At 39.5% G+C, this 20689-nt stretch carries 22 protein-coding genes; 16 read left to right on the top strand and 6 right to left on the bottom strand.

What is annotated here, in order from left to right:
* The first annotated feature begins 63 nt into the window (after positions 1-63).
* The 4 genes from IFO69_RS06090 (at position 64) to sdaAA (ending at position 3972) form a co-directional block, all read left to right on the top strand.
* Positions 64-612, top strand: coding sequence for an RNA polymerase sigma factor (locus tag IFO69_RS06090; protein WP_192009190.1), 549 nt, complete (start codon positions 64-66; stop codon positions 610-612).
* Positions 593-1954, top strand: coding sequence for a hypothetical protein (locus IFO69_RS06085; protein ID WP_192009189.1), 1362 nt, complete (start codon positions 593-595; stop codon positions 1952-1954). The genes IFO69_RS06090 and IFO69_RS06085 overlap by 20 nt, the downstream gene beginning before the upstream one ends.
* 20 nt (positions 1955-1974) lie before the next feature.
* Entirely contained in the window at positions 1975-2934 is a 960-nt protein-coding gene (locus IFO69_RS06080; protein WP_192009188.1) for an FKBP-type peptidyl-prolyl cis-trans isomerase, read from the top strand.
* 129 nt (positions 2935-3063) lie between these two features.
* The gene (gene sdaAA, locus IFO69_RS06075) at positions 3064-3972 is read left to right on the top strand and encodes an L-serine ammonia-lyase, iron-sulfur-dependent, subunit alpha (RefSeq protein WP_192009187.1); all 909 of its coding nucleotides are present in this window, start codon (positions 3064-3066) and stop codon (positions 3970-3972) included.
* On the opposite strand, the gene IFO69_RS06070 is transcribed toward sdaAA, so the two are convergent.
* From IFO69_RS06070 to IFO69_RS06055, 4 genes are all read right to left on the bottom strand, one after another.
* Positions 3961-4419, bottom strand: a complete 459-nt coding sequence (locus tag IFO69_RS06070) for a hypothetical protein (protein WP_192009186.1) — start codon at positions 4417-4419, stop codon at positions 3961-3963. The genes sdaAA and IFO69_RS06070 overlap by 12 nt on opposite strands.
* Before the next feature lie 2 nt (positions 4420-4421).
* Positions 4422-5351 carry a calcium/sodium antiporter gene (locus IFO69_RS06065; protein ID WP_192009185.1) on the bottom strand — a complete coding sequence of 310 codons (930 nt, stop codon included), beginning with the start codon at positions 5349-5351 and terminating at the stop codon, positions 4422-4424.
* A gap of 6 nt (positions 5352-5357) precedes the next feature.
* Positions 5358-6005: a uracil phosphoribosyltransferase gene (gene upp / locus IFO69_RS06060; protein WP_192009184.1), complete on the bottom strand. Its 648-nt coding sequence runs from the start codon at positions 6003-6005 to the stop codon at positions 5358-5360.
* A 69-nt stretch (positions 6006-6074) separates the two neighbouring features.
* Positions 6075-7349, bottom strand: coding sequence for an OmpA family protein (locus tag IFO69_RS06055; RefSeq protein ID WP_192009183.1), 1275 nt, complete (start codon positions 7347-7349; stop codon positions 6075-6077).
* A gap of 179 nt (positions 7350-7528) precedes the next feature.
* Between IFO69_RS06055 and IFO69_RS06050 the strand changes: the two genes are divergently transcribed.
* The 9 genes from IFO69_RS06050 (at position 7529) to IFO69_RS06010 (ending at position 15840) form a co-directional block, all read left to right on the top strand.
* On the top strand, positions 7529-8437 hold the full coding sequence (locus IFO69_RS06050) for a M20/M25/M40 family metallo-hydrolase (protein ID WP_192009182.1): 909 nt from the start codon (positions 7529-7531) through the stop codon (positions 8435-8437).
* A 79-nt stretch (positions 8438-8516) separates the two neighbouring features.
* Positions 8517-9044, top strand: coding sequence for a hypoxanthine phosphoribosyltransferase (gene hpt, locus IFO69_RS06045; protein WP_192009181.1), 528 nt, complete (start codon positions 8517-8519; stop codon positions 9042-9044).
* A gap of 41 nt (positions 9045-9085) precedes the next feature.
* On the top strand, positions 9086-9658 hold the full coding sequence (locus tag IFO69_RS06040; protein ID WP_192009180.1) for an adenylate kinase: 573 nt from the start codon (positions 9086-9088) through the stop codon (positions 9656-9658).
* A gap of 92 nt (positions 9659-9750) precedes the next feature.
* Positions 9751-10743, top strand: a complete 993-nt coding sequence (gene obgE, locus IFO69_RS06035) for a GTPase ObgE (RefSeq protein WP_192009179.1) — start codon at positions 9751-9753, stop codon at positions 10741-10743.
* A gap of 109 nt (positions 10744-10852) precedes the next feature.
* Positions 10853-11440, top strand: coding sequence for a nucleotide exchange factor GrpE (locus IFO69_RS06030; RefSeq protein WP_225444024.1), 588 nt, complete (start codon positions 10853-10855; stop codon positions 11438-11440).
* Between the two features lie 6 nt (positions 11441-11446).
* On the top strand, positions 11447-12562 hold the full coding sequence (gene dnaJ, locus IFO69_RS06025) for a molecular chaperone DnaJ (RefSeq protein WP_192009177.1): 1116 nt from the start codon (positions 11447-11449) through the stop codon (positions 12560-12562).
* A 119-nt stretch (positions 12563-12681) separates the two neighbouring features.
* Complete coding sequence (locus tag IFO69_RS06020; RefSeq protein WP_225444023.1) at positions 12682-13551, top strand: DUF4097 family beta strand repeat-containing protein; 870 nt, start codon at positions 12682-12684, stop codon at positions 13549-13551.
* 83 nt (positions 13552-13634) lie between these two features.
* Positions 13635-14537 carry an ABC transporter ATP-binding protein gene (locus IFO69_RS06015; protein WP_192009175.1) on the top strand — a complete coding sequence of 301 codons (903 nt, stop codon included), beginning with the start codon at positions 13635-13637 and terminating at the stop codon, positions 14535-14537.
* Positions 14530-15840 carry an ABC transporter permease gene (locus IFO69_RS06010; RefSeq protein ID WP_192009174.1) on the top strand — a complete coding sequence of 437 codons (1311 nt, stop codon included), beginning with the start codon at positions 14530-14532 and terminating at the stop codon, positions 15838-15840. Before IFO69_RS06015 ends, IFO69_RS06010 begins: the two co-directional genes overlap by 8 nt.
* Before the next feature lie 51 nt (positions 15841-15891).
* On the opposite strand, the gene IFO69_RS06005 is transcribed toward IFO69_RS06010, so the two are convergent.
* Positions 15892-16362: a Dps family protein gene (locus tag IFO69_RS06005; protein ID WP_192009173.1), complete on the bottom strand. Its 471-nt coding sequence runs from the start codon at positions 16360-16362 to the stop codon at positions 15892-15894.
* A 159-nt stretch (positions 16363-16521) separates the two neighbouring features.
* Between IFO69_RS06005 and IFO69_RS06000 the strand changes: the two genes are divergently transcribed.
* The 3 genes from IFO69_RS06000 (at position 16522) to IFO69_RS05990 (ending at position 20291) form a co-directional block, all read left to right on the top strand.
* The gene (locus tag IFO69_RS06000; protein WP_192009172.1) at positions 16522-17760 is read left to right on the top strand and encodes a sensor histidine kinase; all 1239 of its coding nucleotides are present in this window, start codon (positions 16522-16524) and stop codon (positions 17758-17760) included.
* Positions 17761-17867: 107 nt separating this feature from the next.
* Positions 17868-19448 carry a peptide chain release factor 3 gene (locus IFO69_RS05995; RefSeq protein WP_192009171.1) on the top strand — a complete coding sequence of 527 codons (1581 nt, stop codon included), beginning with the start codon at positions 17868-17870 and terminating at the stop codon, positions 19446-19448.
* A gap of 108 nt (positions 19449-19556) precedes the next feature.
* Positions 19557-20291: an RluA family pseudouridine synthase gene (locus tag IFO69_RS05990; protein WP_192009170.1), complete on the top strand. Its 735-nt coding sequence runs from the start codon at positions 19557-19559 to the stop codon at positions 20289-20291.
* Between the two features lie 63 nt (positions 20292-20354).
* Here IFO69_RS05990 and IFO69_RS05985 read toward each other — a convergent pair whose 3' ends face one another.
* Complete coding sequence (locus tag IFO69_RS05985; protein WP_192009169.1) at positions 20355-20660, bottom strand: hypothetical protein; 306 nt, start codon at positions 20658-20660, stop codon at positions 20355-20357.
* Positions 20661-20689 lie beyond the last annotated feature (29 nt).

Raw genomic sequence — 20689 nt, 5'->3', positions numbered from 1 at the left:
TTGTAGCATTTTTTTTAAGACTGTCGTCTTAGTATTAAGCATAGCATATTAAATCCCATTCGTTTGGATCAGTACCTAATTCATGAAGCAAAAGATGGTAATCCCAAAGCTCTGGAAAGGCTGTATAAGCACTTCTATGGTTATGCTATGAGCATTGCTCTTAGGTATTCCAATTCTCGGGAGGAAGCTTGTGAAATTGTCAATGATAGTTTTATGAAAGCTTTTGACAGGATACACCAATATTCTGATAGCAGCTCTTTCAAAGCTTGGTTTAGAAGGATCGTGATCAATACTTCCATTGACTATTACAGGAAGAATGTCAAACATTATTCTGTAATGGAAATAGAGAAGGCAGGAGCAGAAACATACGACCCTAGTATAATTGACGAGCTTTCAAAAGAGGAGATCCTTACCGTTATGCGGGATTTACCTGAAATAATGAGGATCATTTTCAATATGTATGAGATAGAAGGGTACAGTCATAATGAGATTGGGGAAGAGCTGGATATCCCGCCTAGTACGAGTAGGACATATTTGGCTAGGGCAAAGCAAAAATTGAGAGATAAGATAATAGCGTTAAATAAAATAAAGGATGAAGGAGCAATTCGATAAGCGACTTGTGGAGAAGATCAAAGACTCCTTCCAAGACCATGAGGAGGTTTTTGATCCGGTACAGTGGGATAAGTTTAGCAAAGCTTATTTCAATAAGCCTGTGAAGCGTCGCAAGATGGTTTTCTGGCCTTTTGTGGCTTCCGGTATAGCAGCTTCATTGCTATTGGTCTTTTTGTTCTATCCGTATGAAAAGGAGATAGAGCAAGGGGTGAGTACGCTAAAGGATACGATTGCTAGTAAAAGTGAATCTTTGGATAATATACTGAAACCAGCAGCTCCACTTAGCTTGGATAAAAAAGAGGATAGGGGGATAAGTGATCCCAAAGCTCCAAGGTCCGATGAAAGCAAAGAGACCATTACTGCTTTTCCTAATCAGACCATTGAAAGAGAAAATTATGAGAGCATTCAAACAGGTAAGTTGGCCAGGTTGGATCAGAGGATTGCATTAGTTGATGAATCAACTTCACTAAAACTGCCCAAAATGGTTTTTGGAGAAGAAGGGCAGGCAGGCTTGATTAATGTCAAAGGAAATACAAATCAGGCTTCAACAGTAGCTGTTATGAAGACTGAGGAAGCCCAAGCTTGGATAGAGGAATGGAAGAATGAAGGCTTGGAGAAGGATGCTACTACTGGATCTTCAACCATCATTAAAAGAGATAAGCCCTTAAATCCATTTAGACTTGGCGTAGTAGCTGGTCCACAAACTGTTTCAAACCCTGTGGATGGAATGAAATTTGGTGGAGGGGTGATGTCGGAGTTTTCCATTAATGACAAATTGAAAATAGATGTCGGAGTGACTTATGCTCACCAAAGTATAGAGCCAGGAAGTAATAGCAAACTGCCTGCAGACATGACCTTGCGGGCTGCAAATAGCCTTTCAGAGAGTTCTTCCTTTGCCACCAATAACTATTTGGGCTCTGAATACACTTTCAGTTACGCTGGCTTGGATATTCCGGTAAACTTGAAGTACAAAGTAATGGATAAGGATAAGGCGGACTTATTTCTGATAACAGGACTTTCTAGCATGGTGTACTTCGATCAGACAGGAAAAGAGACCTTTCAAGTTGAGTCTATGTTCTCATCTGATATGGCAGGAAATTTACAGTTTCAAGAATCTGTTCAAGAATATACTCAGGAATATTCGCCAGAAAGTAGTCAGTCAAATGTAGACCTTGGAAAGATGTTGAACATTTCTTTTGGGTATGAGTACAATTTGAAAAATGGTACATATTTATCCATTGAGCCATATTATAAGCTCCCGTTAGGCGACATGACATTTACCAACCAGCAATTTTCTGTTGGGGGTTTAAATCTTAGAATGAACTTTCAATTTAAAAAGTAACAAAGTTAATAGAACCAACAATGAACAAGTTTTTAACTATTGCAATGGCTTTAGCCATGAGTACATTAATGTTTTCTTGTCTGCAAGAAAAAGAGACTGATTACGAAAAGCAGGTGAAGCGTGATGATCAGATTTTAGCTGATTACGTTGCTCAGAACGGGATAGATGCAGAGCAGAGCCCGGCGGGCTACTATTATACCAGGGATGTTGATATTGAAGATGGGGTGAAGTTTAATGATGAAGATATCATAGGAATTTACTATGAAATGGAAACATTGGAAGGTGCCTTCATTGAGTCATACGATGAAGCAGATGGAGCTCCAATCAAATTTAAATATGATAGAGAAGCACAGACTTTGGCTCCTATTGCAATTAACTCTGCTGTTGCATTGGCTGAAGAAGGAGAGACCCTGACCCTTTATATCCCATCTTATATGGCATACTCAGGTTATAGTTATGGGCAGTTGATTTCACCATATGAAAATTTAAAGGTGACGGTACGTTTCGTTAAGATTTATCCTGAGCAGGAGATAGCAGCGATTGAAGATGATAAAATTCAAGAATATATCTCACAAAATGAGCTGGAGGGATATGAAGCAATTGGAGAAGGGATGTATAGAAGGATCGTGGAAGAAGGAGATATGGACTCTGATGCAAGCAAAAATGGCAACCGAGTTGGTTTTACTTATCAGCTGTTCCAGTTGGGAGAAGAGGATCCTTTCTCAGAAGTGGCCAGTAATCCTGTAGTAACCACTTTGGGAGCTAGTGATAATTTTGATTTTATCAATGAAGGCTTGAAAGACCTTTATGATGGAGCGGAAGTAGAAGTGATTGCCCCTTCTTCCGCAGCGTACTCAGCAACAGCTCAGGTGTTGCCAAGAGCTATTCGCCAAGACTACTTTGATAAAGGTTATTTGAACACTATTGTAGAGCCTTTTGAACCAATTTTGTTCAAAGCGACGATCGAAGGAATTCAATAAATTTATTAGGTGATTAAGTGTGTGTCAGGCCTTCTGGAAATAGTTTCCAGAGGGCCTTTTATTTTTGGACCATTGTTTGATTTGTGATCTGCAATTTTGAAATTTGTCAAGAATGTAAACCCATGTAGAATGAGCTATTTATTTGAAACTTTTGAAGGCTGGAAAAGCTATTGTGTAGAACGGGAGAAGGTCTTATTTGATCCTGTGCTTGAATATGAGATGGAGCAAAGAGGCAAGACAGAGCAGGAAATCTGGGATGGACTGTTAAATGCTTTTTCAGTTATGAAGGAAGCTGTAGAAACTGGTCTTAAAGAAGAAATGATTTCTCGGTCAGGGATGATTAATAATGGTGCAAAAAAAGTGTTCCGTAACCCATTGTCTGTACTTTCTCCTGAATTCCAGAGATTGATATCAAGAGCACTTGCCGCAAAGGAAGTCAATAGTTGCATGGGGAGGGTAGTAGCAGCTCCTACAGCCGGAGCTTCAGGAATTCTTCCAGGTACTCTATATACGCTTCAAGAGATTCATCATCTAGAAGATCGAAAGATTTTGGAAGGCCTTTTAGTAGGGGCTGGCATTGCTTTGATCATAGAGCAAAATGCAAGTCTTGCAGGCGCTGTTGGAGGCTGTCAAGCGGAGACTGGTTCAGCAGCTGCTATGGCTTCTGGTGCTATGGTGTATTGTTTGGGAGGTGATATAGATCAGGTATTTAATGCAGTGGCTATTACCATTCAATGCATGCTAGGCTTAGTTTGCGATCCGGTTGCAGGTTTGGTGGAAGTGCCTTGTGTAGTGCGCAATGCCAGCGCTGCTGCAATAGCGAACAGTTCTGCCCAAATAGCCTTATCTAATGTTAGTGGAGTGATTCCAGTGGATGAATGTGTGGAAGCAATGGGGGAAATAGGAGCTAGTATGGAGAGCAAATACAAAGAGACCGCCTTAGGAGGATTGGCAGCTACATTAACCGGTACGAATATTTCCAAAAAGGTGCTGATTCAGGATATTGAAATATTGCCTGATGATGATTTAGCCGATTAATCGCTTAAAGAAAGGGATTTCAAGAAGGTGGTTGATAGTCAGTCCAAAAAATAAGGACCAACACACAGCGCTGATGAGCATATAAGCGAATATTTTTCTCCTCCTAACACCAAATGATGTAAGAATGATAGTTCCCCCAATTGGGGTGAAAATTAGAGGAGTTACAGCAGCTACACCAGCAGCACCAAACTTCTGCCAGATTTGAATGATTCTTCTGGTCTTTGGGGTGAATTTTTTGCTGTTTTTTCTGATTTTAATGGTCCAGTTGTTTTTTATCCATTCTCCTAAATAAGTAAAGACCAAAACACTGGTCATCATTCCAGATACTGTTACAACGACAATTTCAAAAACACTGTAATCCGCAGCTGTGCCAAGAACAGGCCCTCCGATAAATTTGAAAAGGCAAACCAGATAGATTACCAAGAATTGTAGAATGTATTCAAGCATTATTAAAGAAGGAAGAATAAATATATACCATAGGCTGCCAGAAGAAGGCCGCCTTCAGCCCGATTGATTTTGTAGCCTGATCGCATCAGGGGGAACAATAGCAGGGTAAACCCAATCATCCATAGAAAATCACTTGACAAAAACAGTTCGCTAACTTCTATGGGTTTTATAATAGCAGTAACACCAATGATGGAAAGAATGTTCTGCATATTGCTCCCTAAAATATTTCCAAGTGCAATATCTGTTTCTTTTTTCAAAGCGGCCAATACAGAAGTGGCTAATTCCGGCAAGCTCGTACCTATGGCAATAATAGTTACGCCAATAATTCTTTCGCTTATGCCATACTGTTCAGCCAAGATTATAGCATTGTTTACCAATAATTCAGACCCAAAATATAGACCTACAATACCTAGGACTATGAGAATAATAGACTTAAAGATTGGTTGATGTTTCATCTTTTCCGCATCATCTTCAGAAAACTCTTCTAAAGAATGATGGACCTTGGTGAATAAGAACCAATTGATTAGAATAAGGAGTGAAAAAAGGATGATGCCATCAACAAGTGAGATGAGATTATTCAGCGCCAATATATAGAATAATAATGCAGATAAGAGCGTGAAGCTAAAGTCCCACTTAAGTGTAAGGGATTTCAAGTAAATAGGATATACCAAAGCTGTAATACCTAATACAAGAGTGATGTTAGAAATATTGGATCCGATAACATTTCCAATGGCAATGTCATTCGTTCCTTTGAGAGCAGCTGTAATACTGACCAATAATTCAGGAGCAGAGGTTCCGAAAGCAACGATAGTCATGCCGATCAAACTAGGGCTAAGTCCGAGTTTTGATGCTACTGCAGACGCTCCATCCACTAAGATCTTACCCCCGTATAAAAGAATAATAAAGCCTGATACTAATAATAAATATACCACTGATAACTAGAGTTTAGGGCCAAAACATAAATCACCAGCATCGCCAAGTCCAGGAACGATGTAAGCTTTTTCATTTAGCTTTTCATCAACAGCTCCAAGCCATAGTTGATAAGGTGACTTTAGGTTTTCTTCCAAATGCTTTATTCCTTCTGGGGCGGCAATTACTGCAGCAATATGGACTTTTTTAGGTGTGCCGTTTTTATGGAGTTGCTCTATGCTTTTAATTAAGGATTTTCCAGTGGCTAGCATGGGGTCAACCAAAATTATTTCTTTATTTTCTATTGAAGGGGCAGCCAAATAGTTAAACTCAATTTCTACCTCATTATTGTTGGATTCTTCCTTTCTGTATGCACCAATAAAACCACTGTCAGCTTGATCGAAGTAACTGAGAACTCCTTGGTAGAAAGGCATTGCTGCTCGCATGACGGAAATGATAATGGGTTGGTCAATGATTTTATTTACGGTAGTGTCAGCGAGAGGAGTTGTAACTGAACTGCCTTCATAATCCATTGACTTGGATATTTCAAAAGCTAATATTTGGCCAAGACGCTCTAGATTGGTGCGGAATCTCAACCGGTCTGTCTGTTGGTTAATGTCTCGAAGGTCTGCCAAAAAATGGTTGGCTATGGAGTTTTGTTGGCTGAGTACAAACATATGCTTCAAAATTAAGCAAAAAAAAACCGACCTGAAAAGGTCGGTTTTTAATTTATATTTTTCTTTTGATTATTCTACTTCGAAAGAAGCTCTTCTAGCTAACTGGCGAGCATCAGCAGATTGCTTGTCCACGCTAGTGTCTTCACCATAACCTTTGTAAGAAATTCTAGAAGAATCGATACCAGCAGCGATCAATAGATCGTAAACAGCTTTGGCTCTTCTTTCAGATAATTTCATGTTATAGTCATCTGGACCGATCTCATCAGCATAACCTTTGATGGCTACGTTTACACCTGGGTTTCTCTTCAAGAAATTAGACACATAATTAACAGAAGAAGAAGAGTAACCTAGTGGTTTGGCACTATCGAATGCATAGTAAACATTTACATAACCTTCGTTGATAGCTTTCTTGAAGAAGTCAGTTTCATCAACCTCTTCAACTGGGCAACCGTTATTAGATGCCGGACCTGGAACGAAAGCACAATCATCAGAATGATCAGGAATTCCATCGCCATCAGAATCCAAAGTTCTACCATGAGAATCTACTCTAGCACCAGCTGGCGTATTAGGCTCTTTATCTAAGTAATCAGGTACACCGTCTCCATCAGAGTCTTTCAACATGTCCTTGATTTCACCGATTTGGTTTTCCAATTCGCTCTTAGTAGCGTACATATCATCTCTGATATACCAGTCAGCATGAGTGCTGTGACCACCTAAGTAGAAGGAAAGACCCAAAGTACCAGTCCAAGAAACAGCATTAGCACCATAATAACCATTATTGGCACCTATAGCAATTGAAGAAGCACCATCAAAAGCAACATCTTGACGACCAGCGATTACAGTACTGATGTCTCCGTTAAGAGCAACTCTACCGCCCAATTTAACCTGTCCAGTCAAACCTGCGATGAAGTTGTAAACGTTATCTTCGAAGTCAGCCCAAGTGTTTTCTTGAGGAGTGACTCTACCAAAACCAGCACCGAAGTGACCCAATAGACCAATACTTTTTGAGAAAGTCTCAAAGTTCATGATTCTACCAAGATTAGCAACACCTTGTAAGTTCACTCTGTAATAGTTCGTTTCGAAAGAAGGAGTTCCATCAGCCTCTTGGTATTTACCGAAGCCATAGTCCACTTTCGCGCCAAATTTCTCATTGAACATATATCTGATGCCGACATCAGCATGTCCAAGATTCAAGGTAGGAGAATAATAACCCGGCGTAATAGGAGCCATAGCTTTATTGAACCCACCATTAACGTCGATTGACCACTTATTGAAGTCATTTTGGGCATTAGCTCCAACTGCTAACGCACCAACCATTAATGTTGATAGTAATAATTTTTTCATGATTAAAAAAAATTTTTTTTCAAAATTAAGTGTTTAATTAATTTAAATCCAAACTTAGTAACTATTAACTGTAATGCAAATGTAAATTTTTTATTCAATAACTATAAATTTTTGACTATTTGTTTTGTCATAATAAGTTTGAAATTTGCAAAATATTTTACTCATAAACTATGCCAAATATGGAGTTTTTGTATGAAATCCTCAAAAAAGGAGGCGTTTCAGGAGATGAATCCCAATTCTCTGCATTCATATTGGACTATGTGCTTCAACGAAGAAATCAGTGGAAGGTTGTGCCAGAGGTCTATTATGGTGAGGGGTTTCACGATAATATAGTGCTTAAGTTTGGGCGTCCAAGAACAGCTGTTTTTGCTCATATGGATACTATTGGGTTTACGGCACGGTATGAAAATCAGTTAGTTCCAGTGGGTGGGCCAGATGTTAATGACGGCGATATATTGGTAGGTGAAGATGAACTAGGGCCAATTGAATGTAGTGTAAAAATAGTTGATGGAAATGTGTTTCATGACTTTAAAAGATCAATTGTTCGTGGTACAAATCTTTCTTACAAGCAAGAAATAAATTTGGATGATGAATTTATTCAGGCAGCGTATTTGGATAATAGGCTTGGAGTATATAATGCACTTCAATTATGTGAGGATTTGGAAGATGGAGTAGTCGTCTTCTCAACATACGAAGAGCATGGAGGGGGAAGTATGCCTTTTTTAGTGAAATTTATGTACGAAAAATGGCAGGTGAGCCAAGCACTTATCTCTGACATTACATGGGTAACCGAGGGGGTTAAACATCATGAAGGTGTGGCTATTTCCCTTAGGGATAAATATATTCCAAGGAAAAAGTTTGTCGACAGAATAGTTGGGCTTGCACAAAGTAGTGGAGTGCCATTCCAGTTGGAAGTTGAAGGTGCTGGGGGGAGTGATGGTCGGGAAATCCAAATGAGTCCTTATATGATTGATTGGTGCTTTATAGGGGCGGCCGAAGATAATGTTCATACCCCTTATGAAAAGGTGTCACTCAAAGATTTAGCATCAATGATTGAATTGTATAAATACTTAATGGTTCATTTGTAAGTCTTTGATGCCAAATTAGGAAGGTCAAACGTTTTTTTTCTATATTTGTAACGCCCTTATTCAGGGCTTTTTTATTGCTATGTTGAAAATAAAGGACAAGGAATTTATCCCTTTTCTAACTGAGGAGGAAATTAAGAGACGTGTTCAGGATTTGGGGCGGCAAATATCCAAAGACTACCAAGGTAAGAATCCCTTGGTTTTGGGGGTGTTGAACGGTGTCTTTATGTTTTTTTCTGATTTGATGAAAGAAACAGACATTTCATTGGAAGTGTCATTTGTGAAAGTGGCGTCTTATGAATCCACAGGTTCTACTGGTAAAGTTAATGATTTGATAGGGCTTGTTGAGGACATAGCGGGGAGACATATAATCATCATTGAAGATATTGTGGATACTGGTCTAAGTATGTCTCATTTACTTAAGCTGGTTTCTTCAAAAAGTCCTAAAAGTATAGCGATCGTGAGCTTGTTATTAAAGCCTGAAGCATTGGAACAGCCTATTGAGGTGGATTATGTAGGCTTTGAAATCCCTAATAAGTTTGTGGTTGGCTACGGCTTGGATTATGATGGAGAAGGAAGAAATTTAAAAGAAATATATCAACTGAAGTAATCAGTCTAGGCTGGTTTAACTGAACAAACAATTTTCATGTCATGCTAAACATTGTTTTATTTGGACCTCCAGGTGCAGGCAAAGGAACACAAAGTGAAAAACTGATTGCTAAATATAGCTTAGAGCATATCTCCACAGGAGATTTGTTTAGGAAGCATCTTGGTGAAGGAACTGATCTGGGAAAATTGGCGAGAAAATATATGGATGAAGGAAGATTGGTCCCTGATGAAGTAGTGATTGGTATGGTAGATGATAAAATCAAAAGTACCGTAGGTGCCAAAGGGTTCATTTTGGATGGTTTTCCTAGGACCGTAGCCCAGGCGGAAGCCTTGGATCAATTGTTGGAAGAGAAAGGCTTTTCCATTTCTGGTATGATCGCCTTGGATGTGCCGGAAGAAGAATTAAAAGAAAGAATTAGGCACAGAGGAAAAACCTCTGGTAGGGTGGACGACCAGGACGAGGAAAAAATCAATACACGTATTCAGGTTTACAAAGAGGAAACGCTGCCTGTAGCCAGTTACTATAAGAGTCAAGGTAAACTTTCTACCATTCATGGGGTGGGAGGTATTGAAGTGATTTTCGGTAAAATATGTGACGTAATCGATCAGTATTAATACCAAAAATAAATTGTACCTTTGTGAAGATTTAAATCATTGGCTAAGAATTATTCTTAGCCAATTTTGTTTCAAGATATAATCAATAAGTCGTGGCAGATTCGAATTTTATAGATTACGTAAAGTTTTGTTCTCGTTCAGGAGCTGGAGGAGCCGGTTCTGCTCACTTCAGGAGAGAGAAGCACGTTCCCAAGGGAGGTCCTGATGGAGGTGACGGAGGTAGAGGAGGACATATTATCTTAAGAGGTAATGCCCAACTTTGGACTTTGCTCCACCTCAAGTATAAAAAGCATGTCATCGCCCAAAACGGCAAAGGTGGTGAAGGAGGAAGAAGAAAAGGTAAGGATGGTGAGGATATCATTTTGGAAGTGCCATTGGGTACTGTGGCCAAAGATGCAGAGACCAAAGAAGTAAGGTTTGAAATCACTGAGGATGGCCAAGAAATCATTCTTACAAAAGGTGGTATGGGAGGATTGGGCAATGATCATTTCAAGACATCTACCAATCAAGCTCCACGCTATGCTCAGCCTGGTGAGGAAGGAATAGAAGAATGGATTATTCTTGAATTAAAGCTTTTGGCTGATGTTGGATTGGTTGGTTTTCCTAATGCAGGGAAATCCACTTTGCTTTCCAGTATTTCAGCTGCCAAGCCAGAAATAGGTGACTACCCATTTACTACATTGGTACCTAATTTGGGAGTAGTAAGTTATCGGGATGATAGGTCATTTGTGATGGCAGATATTCCTGGGATTATAGAAGGGGCTGCTGAAGGGAAAGGTTTGGGACTACGTTTTTTAAGGCATATTGAGCGAAACTCAATACTTTTGTTCTTGGTGCCTGCTGATGCTGATAGCATTAAAGAGCAATATGAGATCCTTTTGAAGGAACTCAAAGAGTATAATCCTGAATTGTTGGACAAGAACCGAATTTTGGCCATATCCAAAGCAGATATGTTGGATGAAGAATTGATGGAGGAGATGAAAGGTGATTTGCCAAAAGGTGTACCCCATATATTTATTTCTTCGGTAAGCCAATATAATTTGGATAAACTGAAGGATCTGGTTTATAATGCCATTATATCGTAATGTCAGTTTGTCAGGAAAAACAGAGTGGCAAACATATTGATATCGAAAATAGGGAAAATGAGAATTATGTTTTCATATGGCAGAAAAAGATAATTTATCAAGAGAAAATATGAACAAGGAGAAATTAGCCGCTGAAGAGCAGGTGGAAGCACAAGATCAGGAGATCAATAATGACAAAAGTGCTGAAAATCAAGAAGCATCAAGTGAACAAGTAAAGGGAGAAAATGGCAGCTCTGAAGAATTGTCAGTTGAGCAGAAGCTTCAAGCGGAAAACCAGGAACTGAAAGATAAATATTTAAGGCTTTACTCGGAATTTGAAAACTACAGGAGGAGAACTTCCAAGGAACGATTGGACTTAATCAAAACTGCCTCTGAAGGTGTTTTGAAAGATTTGATTCCTGCTGTGGATGATTTCGAAAGAGCGATCAAGGCTGAAGAAAAAGCTGAAGGAAACGAGAAGTCTTTGGAAGGTAGCTTGTTGATTTATAATAAGTTGATCAAGATTTTGGAATCGAAAGGTTTGGTTCCAATGAAGGATTTGATTGGGAATAATTTTGATGCTGATACACAAGAGGCTATTACCCAGATTCCAGCTCCTTCAGAAGAGATGAAAGGAAAAGTAATTGATGTGGTGGAAAAAGGCTATATGCTTGGTGACAAAGTAGTAAGGTATGCCAAGGTAGTCATTGGATCTTAAGAAATTATGGCAAAAAGAGACTATTACGAAGTATTAGGAGTGTCTAAAGATGCTAGTGCGGATGAGATAAAAAAGGCCTATCGAAAGATGGCATTGAAGTATCACCCAGATAAAAACCCTGACGACAAAGCTGCTGAGGAGAAATTCAAAGAAGCTGCTGAAGCATATGAAGTGCTCAGCAATGCTGAGAAGAAAGAGCGCTATGACCGTTTTGGCCATCAAGGCATGAGTGGAAATGGTGGTTTCGGTGGAGGTGCTGGGATGAACATGGATGATATTTTCTCTCAATTTGGAGACATCTTCGGCGGTGGAGGTGGATTTGAATCGTTCTTTGGCGGTGGAAGCCGTGGTGGAAGAAGGGTAAGAAAAGGAACCAATCTTCGTGTTAAACTTAAAGTCAATCTTAAGGAGGTAGCCAATGGCGTAGAGAAGAAAATTAAGGTAAAACGTCATATCGTAGCGGATGGTGTTTCTTTCAAAACTTGCTCAACCTGCCAAGGTTCTGGTCAGGTGAAGAAGGTAGTCAACACGATGCTTGGACAAATGGTGTCAGCCAGTGCCTGCCCAGCCTGTGGTGGAAGCGGTCAGATTATTGACAAGAAACCTGATCATGCCGATGCTAGAGGTTTGGTCTTGAAAGAAGAAGTTATACCAATCAATATTCCAGGTGGTGTGGCTGACGGTATGCAGTTGAGTCTTTCTGGAAAAGGTAACGAAGTTCCAGGAGGAGTGGCAGGTGATCTTTTGATTGTAATCGAGGAGGTAGAAGATGAAATTCTTCAAAGAGATGGGAACAATGTAGTCTATGATCTTTATACCAGCTTTATAGATGCGGCTCTTGGGGCGCAGATCGAAGTTCCTACAATTGATGGAAAGGTGAAGATCAAATTGGATCCAGGAACACAGAGTGGCAAGATTCTACGATTGAAAGGAAAAGGTGTGAAGGACTTAAATGGCTATGGTCGTGGAGATCAATTGATCCATGTGAATGTTTGGACACCAAAACAGTTGACGAAAGAGGAAAGGGAAAAGTTGGAGTCTTTGAGAGCTTCAGAGAACTTTATTCCTGACCCTGGGAAGTCTGAAAAGACCTTTTTTGACAAGATGAAAGAGTTCTTTTAGGAGTCAAAAATGACATATATTTAAAAGCCGGAAATTTTTCCGGCTTTTTTTTGCCTAAAGCCAACCTTTTACCTATCGTCCCGTAATTTATTCGTATGTTGAATAAATTGTGCTTATTAATGTTTTTTGCTTTAGGGGTAACCTTTATGGTGAAAGCCCAGATTGTGAAAGAGTTTACGGTTGAAGAGAAAAGTGGGTTTGATTTGGTGCAATTAAACTTTACTTCCTATAAAGGAGTTTCGCAAGTCAACAAAATGTATTCTTCCAAGGCAGTGATGATTCACTCTCATTTGTCAAAAGTTAATATTCTCCCCGATTTTGAATATAATATTGAGAACAGGGTATTGCACGCCAACCTCAATCATAATAATGTCGAAAATGAAAGTTTTGGCAAAAATCTTTCTTCTAAACTATTTGCTACCAGTGAAGGTGACTTTGATCATACTTGGGAGGTTGGTCTTAGCGATAGCTATATATATGATTTGAACTTTCATTTTGGGATTGGAAAAGCAACCGTAGACCTGTCTAACCTGAAGGTAAAACGTTGCAAAATTAAGACCGCTACTGCTGATGTTGCATTGAATTATATGGGAAAGTCATCCAACCCTATTGAGATGGATACCATGATGGTCAAAGTAAATATGGGGACTGTGGAAGGAGTAAATGTTGCCCATGCCAATGCCGATTACCTGATCTTTGACGTTAATTATGGTAAGATCAATCTTGATTTTGATGAAGTTTCCCAAAGAAAAAAGCCTTGTAATATATCTACGACAGTAGGAGCTGGTTCTGTATATATTAAATTGCCTTCCCCACAATATCCTTATTTGGTAAAAATAAAATCCACAGCCATGTGTAGAACGAGTTTGCCCAATTATCTTTTCGACATGGGTGAAAAAGTATATGCCAGTAAGGGATATGAGGAAAATGCATCGGATTTGATCACTTTTGAAATTGATGTATCAGTAGGTTCTCTCATTTTAAAATAAGCTTTCGGCTTATTGTCTTGGCTATTAATGTTTACCGTTTATTTTTGTTGTTTAGTAGCCTCAGTTTTTAAACAGTAATCATTTTGGATATTCTTAAAATTGAAGGGCTTCATAAAAAATATGGGGCCCAATCTGCCTTGACTGATGTAGACTTAGTTGTGCCGAAAGGTTGCATCTTTGGTCTCCTTGGTCCTAATGGTGCAGGTAAAACGACTTTGATTCGGATCGTGAATCAAATTATTGATGCTGACTCAGGTAATGTCAGCGTGAATGGAGAACTTTTAGCTCCCAAACACATCAAGAGCATTGGTTATTTACCAGAGGAAAGGGGACTGTATAAAAGAATGAAGGTGGGTGAGCAACTTTTGTATTTTGCCCAGCTGAAAGGGCTTTCCAGCCATGCTGCAAAGGGTAAAGTGAAATATTGGCTAGAGAAGCTGGAAATAACAGCTTGGGTAGACAAAAAAATAGAAGACCTTTCTAAAGGAATGGCCCAAAAGATCCAGTTCATTTCTACCGTAATACATGATCCTGAGATTCTTATACTTGATGAACCTTTTTCTGGTTTTGACCCAGTCAATGCGGAGATTATTAAGAATGTGATTTTGGAGTTGAAGGAAAAGGGCACTACAGTGATGCTGAGTACCCATAGAATGGAATCAGTTGAGCTTCTATGCGATCATATTGCGATGATCAATAAGTCTCATAAGGTTTTGGATGGTCCAGTTCATCAAGTTAAGGATGAGGCAAGGTCCAATACTTTTGAAGTGAAATTAAGGGCTGTTCACCAACCGCTTCCTGAGAAGTTTACTGGAGCAATAGAAATGGCAGGTATGGTCAGGTTTGATGTTTCACTGGGGGATGATGCTCCAAATGACTTGCTGAAGGAGTTAATGGGCTATGGGGAAGTGGTTAGTTTTTCAGAGAAAATCCCTTCTATTGAGGAAATTTTTATTCAAAAAGTAAAAGAAAGCGAATATGAATAAGGTCTTTTTGGTCATAAAGAGAGAGTACTTGGCTAGGGTGAGGAAGAAATCTTTCTTACTTGCTACTTTGATTACTCCTTTGGTATTTCCGGCAATCCTTGGAATATTTCTTTGGATTTCGCTGAGTGATGAAGGAGGCGAGGCTTTGAAAATCATCGAAGTGGTGGATGATAGTGGCCGATTTTTTTTAGAAAGCAATGGTCAATATGCTTTTTCCTATTCAAAATTGCCAGTGGATGAAGCCAAGGCTATGGTCCAAGAAGGAAAGCGCTATGGGTTTCTCTATATTCCTCAGGTTGACATAAAAAATCCGAAAGGAATAGTTTATTATTCCGAGAAAAACCCAAGTATGGGATTGGTGAGTCACTTGGAGAGGGAGCTAAAAAGAAAGATTGAAGAGATTAGGTTATTTGATACGGGGATTGATCCGAAAGTGATCAGTGAAGTAAGGACGAATGTTTCGATACAGTCTGTGACACTGGAAGAGAGCGGGGAGGAAAAACTGTCCAATGCTGGAGTGAATTATGGTTTGGGGTTCTTCTTAGGGATCTTGATCTATACCTTTATTTTTGTCTATGGAACCCAGATTATGCAAGGGGTAATAGAAGAAAAATCCAGTAGGATCATTGAAATATTGGTTTCTTCCATCAAGCCTTTTCAGTTGATGCTTGGTAAGATCATTGGTATAGGAGCTGTCGGTTTGACGCAGTTTTTGATTTGGATTGTTTTGATTTCTACAATTTCTACAGTAGTGATGGGGTATTTTGGCATGCAAATGCCCCAGCAACAGGCGTTGGAAATGGCCAACCCAGAAGCTGCACAGACATTGGCCAATTCCAGTGATATTGCCCAAATTATGCAGGTCATTCAAGGAATAGACTTTGTGCAGCTCGTATTGACCTTTTTGTTTTATTTCTTAGGAGGTTATCTGTTATATGGTGCTTTCTTCGCGGCCATTGGCGCTGCTGTGGATTCTCCGTCTGATGCACAGCAGTTCATGTTTCCAGTGACGATTCCTTTAATAGCCAGTTATTTTGCTTTGTTTGTGTTTATCCTGGATGATCCTAATAGTAATATTTCATTTTGGCTGTCCGTTATTCCGTTTACTGCACCTATAGCCATGGTGGGTAGGGCTAGTTTTGGGATACCGGCTTTTGATTTGGTGATATCGATGGTTGCCTTGATTGCAGGATTTTTGTTTACCACATGGGTAGCAGCAAAAATTTATAGGATCGGCATTTTGGTTCATGGGACTAAAGTGAGCTATAAGACACTTTGGAAATGGATCAAGCAGAGCAATTAAGAGGAATTGATAAAACGAATAAGGGCGATCATCAGATCGCCCTTATTCGTTTTATCTTAAGTATGCTGATAACATCCAGATCACTTTCTCTTTTGAAGTGATATAATCACTCATTAGGGTTACAGAGCCTTCATCACCTTGAGCAGAAGCCGCTTCCAAGGTATCCCTTTCCAACGAAAGTAAAGTGTTCAAATTATCTCTTACTGTTTCGACCATCTTTTTGGGATCAGTGATTTCTTTAGCTTCCTCAATATTGGATGCCTTGATATATTCTGAAAAAGAGCTCAATGGTCTTTCTCCCAAGGTCAAAATTCTTTCTGCTGTTTCGTCAATGGCTACAGTTGCCTCGTTGTACAATTCTTCAAATTTTGCATGCAGTTCGAAAAAGTTAGGTCCGGATACATTCCAGTGAAAGTTCCTTAAGTTTTGATAGTATATTTCATAATTGGCCAATAAGTTGTTCAATTTCTCGACCAATACCTTGCTGTCTTTTATTTTTAATCCTATTTCGTTAGTTGCCATTCCTTTTATGTTTTGTTTTTTTAAAATTATATTCGAATTTACGGGATTATAGCGCAGGTGTCAAACACTATATTTCTATGTTTGATAGATAATATCTATCAAAATAACCAGTTATATAGGAATCGGAAAGTTTACCGGAGATTGATTGAAAAAGAGATAATGAAGAACCGAATTCAGGATCTGGCAACGCTGGATTTGTACCAAAATAGGGGTAAGGTAAAGTGGATTATTTTTATAGCGTCGCTCATCATTAGTGTGGGGTCTATTTATTATACCAATACTTTAGTAAGTGAATTAAAAGAAAGGGAGACAAAGCAAATTACGCTCTATGCCAATGCCATGGAATATGTGGCCAATAATTCTGATAACCTCACTTTTATTCATCAAGGAATCATTCAGGAAAACCATAATATTCCGGTGATTGTAGCAGATGCATTTGGCAATCCTACAGGGCAATACAGGAATATTAAGTTTAAAAATAATGCCACGGAAGAAGATATAGATAAAAAGCTACGTGCTGAGGTATTGAGAATGAAGATGGATTATGAGCCTATTCAGATAGTAGAAAATCAATTCCTTTATTATACCAATTCGGAGTTATTGACCAGGCTGAAGTATTATCCTTATGTACAGCTTTCAGTTATTTTGGTGTTTGGAGTCTTGGCTTTTGCAGTGTTTAACCAGTCAAAAATTGCTGAGCAAAATCGTGTATGGGCTGGACTTACAAAAGAAACAGCTCATCAGCTGGGGACACCGATTGCCTCATTGATGGCATGGATTGATTATCTTAAAAATTCCCCAGTATGGGACGAGAACAAAGAGGTGATCGTAGAATTGGATAAAGATGTGTCCAAGCTCAGGATGGTTACGGAGCGTTTTAGTAATATTGGCAGTGCACCCGTAATCAAGCAGGAAAATATTTATCAGGTTGTAGAGGAAGCAGTCAGTTATTTGAGGCCACGAATATCCAGTAAGGTGAGCATAACACTCAATACCCATGCGGAAGAAGTGGAGGCTATGATGAATAAATCCCTGTTTGAATGGGTGGTCGAGAATATCTGTAAGAATGCAGTAGACGCCATGAAAGGTCAGGGAGCTATTGAAATCAACATTGTCAAAGAGAGCGAACAGTTTGTGTATGTTGATATTTCAGATACGGGTAAGGGGATTGATAAGAGTATGTTCAAAAAAGTTTTTAACCCTGGTTTTACTACCCGTAAACGAGGCTGGGGCTTAGGCTTGACCTTGGCCAAGAGAATTATAGAAGGGTATCATAGAGGGCGTATTTTTGTTTATCAGTCTGAAGTGGGCAAGGGAACCACTTTTAGAATTGTCCTGAGAGGTACTCAAGAAAGTGCGGAGGAGTTTAAGGTCAATCAAGATCCATTTATTGGATAAATATCAATCTTGATGGATGGCTTTCTTAAGTCAGGCTCAGGATTACTTTCCAACTTTCGAGATAAAAAGCTACCTTTGCATCTTGCAAATAAAGGAGCCTGAAGAAGATGAGTTTGACCAAAGAGATTCAAAAAAGAAGAACTTTTGGAATTATATCCCACCCCGATGCGGGAAAGACCACACTGACTGAGAAGTTATTGCTTTTTGGTGGTGCGATCAAGACTGCTGGAGCGGTAAAATCAAATAAGATCGATACCCATGCCAAGTCGGATTGGATGGAGATAGAAAAGCAGAGAGGTATCTCTGTAGCGACCTCTGTTATGGGGTTTGAGTATCGTGGCATTAAAATCAACTTGTTGGATACGCCTGGTCACCAGGATTTTGCTGAGGATACCTATCGAACATTGACTGCAGTGGACAGTGTGATCATGGTAATCGATTGTGTGAAAGGTGTGGAGATTCAGACCGAGAAGTTGATGGAGGTTTGCCGAATGAGGAATACTCCGGTAATTTGTTTTATCAATAAGCTTGACAGGGAAGGAAGAGATCCTTACGATTTACTTGATGAAGTAGAGAGTAAATTGAATATCAAAGTTCGTCCTTTGTCCTGGCCAATATCAATGGGTAAAACCTTCCGTGGAGTTTATAACCTATATAACAAATCCCTTAATTTGTTTACTCCTTCCCAAAGAAAACTTTCGGATGAGATTGTGGCTATTGAGGATTTGGAAGACAGTAAATTGGAAGACTTGGTAGGGGAGTCCAATGCGAATCAACTTAGAGAAGATGTGGAGTTGGTGGAAGGGGTTTATCCTGAATTCAATAAGGAAGATTATCTTTCTGGCCAAGTGGCACCTGTTTTCTTTGGGTCTGCAGTGAATAACTTTGGTGTAAAGGAGATGTTGGATACTTTTATTGACATTGCCCCGATCCCAAAGAGTCGTGTTACTGAAGAAAGAGAGGTTTTGCCAAGTGAGGATAAGTTTAGTGGTTTTGTGTTTAAGATCCATGCCAATATGGATCCCAATCACAGGAACAGGATTGCCTTTTTAAGAATCTGCTCTGGGAAATTTGAGCGTAACAAGCCATACAACCATGTAAGGGGAACCAAGCCTTTGAGGTTTTCCAATGTGACCTCATTTATGGCACAGGATAAAGAAATCATCGATCAAGCATTTCCTGGTGATATTGTAGGTTTGTATGATACAGGAAACCTTAAAATAGGGGACTCTTTGACTGATGGTGAGAACTTAACTTTTAAAGGGATCCCAAGCTTCTCTCCTGAGATTTTCAGAGAAGTCATCAATAAGGATGCGATGAAAACCAAGCAGCTGGAAAAGGGGTTGAAACAGCTTATGGAGGAAGGTGTAGCTCAGTTATTTACCTTTGATATGGGGTCTAGAAAGGTTGTGGGAACAGTTGGGCAGCTTCAGTTTGAGGTGATTCAGTTTAGGTTGAAGAATGAATATAATGCCACAGTGGAGTTTGCTCCCATGAACTTGTATAAGGCTTGTTGGATCAGTAGTACCGATAAGAAGCAATTGGATGAGTTTGTAAGGTCCAAGAACAGGCATATAGCTCATGATAAAGACGGAAAGCTCGTTTTTATGGCTGAGTCCAGGGCTTGGCTTCAAATGGTTCAAGATAATTACCCAGATATCTCATTCCATTTTACGTCCGAGTTTTAGAAGTAAATATTAATGTTCAAGGGTAGCTTAAGCTGCCCTTTTTGCATATTTCGATGAAAATTTAGTTTTTCATCTTTTCCTAACTTAGCATCAATAAAGAAATTGAATATGGCAAAGAAACCTTTTACTGTTGTGTATGAAGATAATCACTTGTTAGTGGTCAACAAACGAGCAGGAATTTTGGTGCAAGGAGACCATACAGGTGACAAAAACCTAACTGATTATTGCAAGGATTACATTGCTGAAAAGTATGATAAGCCAGGTGCTGTGTTTCTGCATCCGGTGCATCGGCTGGACAGGCCGGTGAGTGGGTTGGTGGTTTTTGCAAGAACTTCGAAAGCGCTCGAAAGAATGATGGTTCTTTTCAAAAAACGGGATATTCATAAAGTTTACTGGGCTGTTGTGAAGAAAAGGCCAAAGGAAGAGGCGGGGAAATTGACACACTATCTGGTCAAGGATGAGAAGCGTAATGTTACCCAAGCCTATGATCATGAGGAACCAGGTTCGAAGCGAGCGGAATTGACCTACAAAAGGCTTGGAAAGCTTAATGACCATTGGTTGTTGGAGGTGAGGCCAGTGACGGGAAGGCCGCATCAGATTCGGGTTCAGTTGGCTTCTATGGGCTGTCCGATCAGGGGTGATTTAAGGTATGGTTTTGCCAAACCTAATCCAGATGCAAGTATAAACTTACATGCTTTCCACTTGGTGTTTATTCATCCAGTAAAAAAAGAAAAGCTATACTTACGGGCGGCATTGCCGGAAGAGCCTTTTTGGGAGCAATATTTGGATTTTGAAAAAGTAAAAGCCAAAGATCAACATATAGACAATAGCTTTAGCGGCTAATAACAAATGAAGGCTATCATATTGATAGCCTTCCGGTTTTCTGACAAACGTAATGAGGGAAAGTTAATTCTTGTCCCAAGGTTTTTGATTTTTGGCTTTCGGTCCTTTGGGTCTACTGATTGGCTGCAAGTCCATGTTGACTGTTACCTTTTCAGATGTTTTTTCCCAAGATTTGAGTTGTTTGTAAGCAGGTCCCTTGATATCAGGCTTGCTCAAATCAACAGTCAAAATTCCGTTTCTTGCTTTCTCTTTCCAGGGCTTATAGTTTTTGGCTTTTGGCCCTTTGATTTCGTGGAATTCTTGAGCTTTTGCTTCATAGGCTTCCATGCCAAAGAATCCTGCTGCTACCATCATTGCAATTTTAACCATCGTATTCGTGTTTTAGTTTTTTCTGACAA

The sequence above is a fragment of the Echinicola arenosa genome, from assembly GCF_014841125.1.
Classification (GTDB): Bacteria; Bacteroidota; Bacteroidia; order Cytophagales; family Cyclobacteriaceae; genus Echinicola; species Echinicola arenosa.
The sequence above is the reverse complement of the archived record's forward strand: the minus strand, read 5'-3'. Positions and strand labels throughout refer to the sequence as shown.

Excerpts from the sequence above, each read along its gene's own strand:
- IFO69_RS06085 (WP_192009189.1), top strand. The coding sequence starts at position 593 with ATGAAGGAGCAATTCGATAAGCGACTTGTGGAGAAGATCAAAGACTCC.
- IFO69_RS06080 (WP_192009188.1), top strand. The coding sequence starts at position 1,975 with ATGAACAAGTTTTTAACTATTGCAATGGCTTTAGCCATGAGTACATTA.
- sdaAA (WP_192009187.1), top strand. The coding sequence starts at position 3,064 with ATGAGCTATTTATTTGAAACTTTTGAAGGCTGGAAAAGCTATTGTGTA.
- IFO69_RS06070 (WP_192009186.1), bottom strand. The coding sequence starts at position 4,419 with ATGCTTGAATACATTCTACAATTCTTGGTAATCTATCTGGTTTGCCTT.
- upp (WP_192009184.1), bottom strand. The coding sequence starts at position 6,005 with ATGTTTGTACTCAGCCAACAAAACTCCATAGCCAACCATTTTTTGGCA.
- IFO69_RS06055 (WP_192009183.1), bottom strand. The coding sequence starts at position 7,349 with ATGAAAAAATTATTACTATCAACATTAATGGTTGGTGCGTTAGCAGTT.
- IFO69_RS06050 (WP_192009182.1), top strand. The coding sequence starts at position 7,529 with ATGGAGTTTTTGTATGAAATCCTCAAAAAAGGAGGCGTTTCAGGAGAT.
- hpt (WP_192009181.1), top strand. The coding sequence starts at position 8,517 with ATGTTGAAAATAAAGGACAAGGAATTTATCCCTTTTCTAACTGAGGAG.
- IFO69_RS06040 (WP_192009180.1), top strand. The coding sequence starts at position 9,086 with ATGCTAAACATTGTTTTATTTGGACCTCCAGGTGCAGGCAAAGGAACA.
- IFO69_RS06030 (WP_225444024.1), top strand. The coding sequence starts at position 10,853 with ATGAACAAGGAGAAATTAGCCGCTGAAGAGCAGGTGGAAGCACAAGAT.
- dnaJ (WP_192009177.1), top strand. The coding sequence starts at position 11,447 with ATGGCAAAAAGAGACTATTACGAAGTATTAGGAGTGTCTAAAGATGCT.
- IFO69_RS06020 (WP_225444023.1), top strand. The coding sequence starts at position 12,682 with ATGTTTTTTGCTTTAGGGGTAACCTTTATGGTGAAAGCCCAGATTGTG.
- IFO69_RS06010 (WP_192009174.1), top strand. The coding sequence starts at position 14,530 with ATGAATAAGGTCTTTTTGGTCATAAAGAGAGAGTACTTGGCTAGGGTG.
- IFO69_RS06005 (WP_192009173.1), bottom strand. The coding sequence starts at position 16,362 with ATGGCAACTAACGAAATAGGATTAAAAATAAAAGACAGCAAGGTATTG.
- IFO69_RS06000 (WP_192009172.1), top strand. The coding sequence starts at position 16,522 with ATGAAGAACCGAATTCAGGATCTGGCAACGCTGGATTTGTACCAAAAT.
- IFO69_RS05995 (WP_192009171.1), top strand. The coding sequence starts at position 17,868 with ATGAGTTTGACCAAAGAGATTCAAAAAAGAAGAACTTTTGGAATTATA.
- IFO69_RS05990 (WP_192009170.1), top strand. The coding sequence starts at position 19,557 with ATGGCAAAGAAACCTTTTACTGTTGTGTATGAAGATAATCACTTGTTA.
- IFO69_RS05985 (WP_192009169.1), bottom strand. The coding sequence starts at position 20,660 with ATGGTTAAAATTGCAATGATGGTAGCAGCAGGATTCTTTGGCATGGAA.